At 68.0% G+C, this 4,595-nt stretch carries 3 protein-coding genes; all 3 read left to right on the top strand.

Annotation, left to right across the window (positions count from 1 at the left end; genetic code table 11):
• The first annotated feature begins 24 nt into the window (after window positions 1–24).
• Genes V7067_RS15755 through V7067_RS15745 form a run of 3 tightly spaced genes read left to right on the top strand, consistent with a single transcriptional unit; the run spans window position 25 to window position 4,572 of the window.
• Window positions 25–1,278, top strand: coding sequence for a sarcosine oxidase subunit beta family protein (locus V7067_RS15755; RefSeq protein ID WP_334176853.1), 1,254 nt, complete (start codon window positions 25–27; stop codon window positions 1,276–1,278).
• Window positions 1,279–1,292: 14 nt separating this feature from the next.
• On the top strand, window positions 1,293–1,589 hold the full coding sequence (locus tag V7067_RS15750) for a sarcosine oxidase subunit delta (RefSeq protein ID WP_334176852.1): 297 nt from the start codon (window positions 1,293–1,295) through the stop codon (window positions 1,587–1,589).
• A gap of 1 nt (window position 1,590) precedes the next feature.
• Window positions 1,591–4,572, top strand: a complete 2,982-nt coding sequence (locus V7067_RS15745; protein WP_334176851.1) for a sarcosine oxidase subunit alpha family protein — start codon at window positions 1,591–1,593, stop codon at window positions 4,570–4,572.
• The last annotated feature ends 23 nt before the right edge of the window (window positions 4,573–4,595 follow it).

Here is a 4,595-nt window from a genome sequence, read left to right as displayed (position 1 = left end):
GCGCTTCGACCGGAGGTTCGCGCCATGCGGAAATTCTCGTTGCCGACGCTTCTGAAGGAAGCCCTCGGCGCGCATCAGGGCTGGGGTCGGCAGTGGGGTTCGCCCGGCCTGAAGCCGGCCTACGATGCCGTCATCGTCGGCGGCGGCGGCCATGGCCTTGCGACCGCCTATTACATGGCGAAAGAGCACGGCATGCGGAACATCGCCGTGCTGGAAAAGGGCTGGCTCGGCGGCGGCAACTCCGGCCGCAACACCACTATCGTGCGCTCGAACTATCTCTACGACGAGAGCATGGCGATCTTCGAGCACTCTCTGAAGTTGTGGGAAGGGCTGTCGCAGGAGCTGAACTACAACGTCATGTTCTCGCAGCGCGGCTGCCTGATGCTGGCGCACAACGTTCATGACGAGCAGAGCTTCCGGCGTCACGTCTATGCCAACCGGCTGGCCGGCATCGACAACGAATGGCTGACGCCGGAGCAGACGAAGGAGTTCTGCCCTGAACTCGATCTCTCGCCGGGCAAGCGCTATCCGGTGGTGGGCGCCGCCCTGCAGCGCCGCGCCGGCACCGCGCGCCACGACGCCGTGAACTGGGGCTTCGCCCGCGGGGCCTCCGCCCTTGGCGTCGATATCATCCAGAACTGCGAGGTGCTGGGGCTGGAGCGCGATGCCTTCGGCGCCGTCTGCGGCCTCAACACCAGCCACGGCCACATCGCCACCAAAAAGGTCGGCGTCTCGGTCGCCGGCCACACGCCGCAGCTGATGAGCCTGTTCGGCGTGAAGGTGCCGCTGGAAAGCCAGCCGCTGCAGGCGCTCGTCTCCGAGCCGCTGAAGCCCGCCTTCCCGACCGTCGTGATGTCGAATGCGGTGCATGCCTACATCTCGCAGTCCGACAAGGGCGAACTGGTCATCGGCGCCGGCACCGACCAGTATGTGTCCTATTCCCAGCAGGGCGGCCTGCAGATCCCCATCCACACGCTGGATGCCATCTGCGAGCTTTTCCCGATTTTCACGCGCGTCAAGATGATGCGCTCGTGGGGCGGCATCACCGACAACACCCAGGACCGCTCGCCGATTCAGGGCCTCACCCCCATTCCGGGGCTCTATCTCAACTGCGGCTGGGGCACGGGCGGCTTCAAGGCCACGCCCGGCTCGGGCAACCTCTTTGCCCACTGCGTGGCGAAGGGCGAGCCGCACCCGATCTCCCGTCCGTTCTCGCTCGACCGGTTCCGCACCGGCCGGCTCATCGACGAAGCCGCCGCCGCGGCCGTCGCCCACTGAGAGAGCCTGCCACCATGCTGCTCATTCAATGCCCCTATTGCGGCGCGCGGCCCGAGACCGAGTTCCGCTATGGCGGCGAGGCGCACATCGCCCGCCCGGCCGATCCCTCCGCCCTCGACGATCAGGCGTGGGCCGACTTCCTCTACATGCGCTCTTCCACCAAGGGCGTGCTGGCGGAGCGCTGGAACCATGCCCACGGCTGCCAGCGCTGGTTCAATGCGCTGCGCAACACCGTGAGCGACCGCTTCCTCATCACCTACAAGATGGGCGAGCCGCGCCCTGAAGTGACCGCCTCCGGGGAGCTGAAATAAGATGGATGCGCCTTTTCGTCTGCCGAGCGGCGGCCGCATCGACCGCCGGCTGAAGATCCACTTCACCTTCAACGGCGAGACCATTCCCGCCTATCGCGGCGATACGCTGGCCTCCGCCCTGCTCGCCTCCGGCAAGGTGTTTCTCGGCCGCTCGTTCAAATATCACCGCCCGCGCGGCCTCCTCAGCCACGGCTCGGACGAACCGAATGCCCTGCTTTCGGTGGATCGCGGCCCCGGCCGCGTCGATCCCAACAACCGCGCCAGCGTCGTCGAGGTCACCGACGGGCTGAAGACCGGCACCCAGAACCACTGGCCGAGCCTGAAGTTCGATATCGGCGCGGTGAACGACCTGATGGCGCCGGTGTTCGTCTCCGGCTTCTACTACAAGACCTTCATGTGGCCGAAGTCGTTCTGGACCAAGGTCTATGAGCCGGCGATCCGCGCCGCCGCCGGCCTCGGCAAGCCGCCGAAGGCCGCCGACCCGGACCGCTACGGCAACCGCCACGCCCATGCGGACGTGCTGATCATCGGCGCCGGCCCGGCCGGCCTTGCGGCGGCGCTGACGGCGGCAAAATCCGGCAAGCGCGTCATTCTGGCTGACGAACAGCAGGAAATGGGCGGCGCGCTGCTGCACGAGACCACGGCCAGCATCGAGGGCAAGCCGGCCCGGATGTGGCTTGAGGAGACGCTGGCCACGCTGGCCGCCTGCCCCAACGTTACCCTGCTGCCGCGCACCACGGTGTTCGGCTACTACAACCACAACCACCTCGTCGCCATCGAGCGCGTGGCCGATCATCTCGACCGGCCGGGCGCGGGCATCCGCGAGCGGCTGTGGCAGATGCGGGTGCAGGAAGTGGTGATTGCCGCCGGCGCGCTGGAACGGCCGCTGGCCTTCGCCAACAACGACCGCCCCGGCATCATGCTGGCGGAAAGCGTGCGCGTGTTCGTCAACCGCTATGCGGTGGCGCCGGGCCGCAACATCGTGTTCGCCACCACCGGGGCCTCGGCCTATCAGGCGGCGATCGATGCCCGCCGCGCCGGCCTCGCCGTGACGCTGGTCGACCTGCGCACCGCCCCGGGGCCGGAAAAGGCGCTGGCCACGGCCGCCGGCGTGAAGGTTCTGACCGGCCACACCGTCATCCGCGCCGAGGGCAAGACCCGCGTGAAGGCGCTGGTGGTGGCCCCGGTCGGCGCCGATGGCAAAGTGCATGGCGACCACAGGACACTCGCCTGCGACTGCGTCGGCATGTCCGGCGGCTGGACGCCTTCGGTGCACATGTTCTCGCAGTCGCGCGGCAAGCTCGTCTACGATGCGGAGCGCGATTTCTTCGTGCCCGGCACGTCCGTTCAGGCAGAGCGCTCCGCGGGGGCCTGCCGCGGCACGTTCGGTTTGGCCGGCGCCCTCAACGAGGGCTCCGCAGCAGGCGCGGAGGCAGCGGGCGTGGCCGTGGCCGGCACCTTTACGGCCTCCGAGGTTGAGACCGGCTTCCAGCCGGTGCGCGTGATGCCGACCGACGACAACCCGTCGAAGGTACGCGCGTTCATCGACTTCCAGAACGACGTGACCGCCAAGGATGTGAAGCTTGCGGTGCGCGAGGGCTTCCACTCCATCGAGCATGTGAAGCGCTATACCACCACGGGCATGGCCTCCGATCAGGGCAAGTCCTCCAACATGAATGCCCTCGGCATTGTGGCGGAGGCGCTCGGCAAGCCGGTGCCGGCGGTGGGCACGACCACCTTCCGCCCGCCGTTCACGCCGGTTTCGTTCGGCGCGCTCATCAACCTCAACCGGCACGGCCTGTTCGACCCCGCCCGCCGCACCCCCGTTCACGACTGGGCAGCCGCACACGGGGCGGTATTCGAGGATGTCGGCCAGTGGCACCGCGCGCGCTATTTTCCGAAGGCGGGCGAGGACATGCACGCCGCGGTCGCCCGCGAGTGCCGGGCCGTGCGCGATGCGGTCGGCATCTTCGATGCTTCCACGCTCGGCAAGATCGAGGTCGTCGGCCCGGATGCTGCGGAGTTCATGAACCGCATCTACATCAACGCGTGGACCAAGCTGGAGCCCGGCCGCTGCCGCTATGGCCTGATGCTGAAAGAAGACGGCTATGTCTTCGACGACGGCGTTGTGGCCCGTGTGGCGCAGGACCGCTTCCATGTGACCACCACCACCGGCGGCGCGCCGCGCGTGCTTGCCCACATGGAAGACTATCTGCAGACCGAATGGCCCGACCTGAAGGTGCACCTCACCTCCACGTCCGAGCAGTGGGCCGTGATCGCGCTGCAGGGGCCGAAGGCGCGCGAGGTCATCCGCCCGCTGGTGGAAGACATCGACCTGTCGCCGGAAGCCTTCCCGCACATGGCGATGCGGCAGGGCCGCATCTGCGGCGTGCCGACCCGCCTGTTCCGCGTCTCGTTCACCGGCGAGCTCGGCTTTGAAATCAACGTGCCGGCGGATTACGGACGGGCTGTGTGGGAGGCGGTGTTCGCCGCCGGCAAGGCACACGGCATCGTGCCCTACGGCACCGAGACCATGCATGTGCTGCGGGCGGAAAAAGGCTACATCGTCGTCGGGCAGGATACCGACGGCACGCAGGTGCCGGACGATATCGGCTACGCCGGCATGATCGCCAAAGCGAAGCGCGACTTCGTGGGCAAGCGCTCGCTCGCCCGGCCGGACATCGTCGCCCCCGGCCGCAAGCAGCTGGTCGGCCTGCTGCCGTCCGGCCCCGGCGAGGTGCTGGAGGAAGGCGCGCAGATCGTCGCCGATCCGAACCAGCCCATGCCGATGACCATGCTGGGGCACGTCACCTCCAGCTACATGAGTGCCTGCCTCGGCCGCTCCATCGCGCTTGCCGTCATCGCCGACGGCCGGGCGCTGAAGGGCAGGACGCTGCACATCACCACGCCCGCCGGCTTCACGACCGCTGTCGTGACCGACACCGTTTTCATCGATCCCAAGGGAGAGCGCCTCAATGGCTGAGACGAACCTCGCCCGGCGGCCGG

It is taken from the genome of Pseudoxanthobacter sp. (assembly GCF_036822375.1).
In the GTDB taxonomy this organism is placed as follows: Bacteria; Pseudomonadota; Alphaproteobacteria; order Rhizobiales; family Segnochrobactraceae; genus Pseudoxanthobacter.
This window is presented reverse-complemented; position numbering and strand designations above follow the sequence as displayed.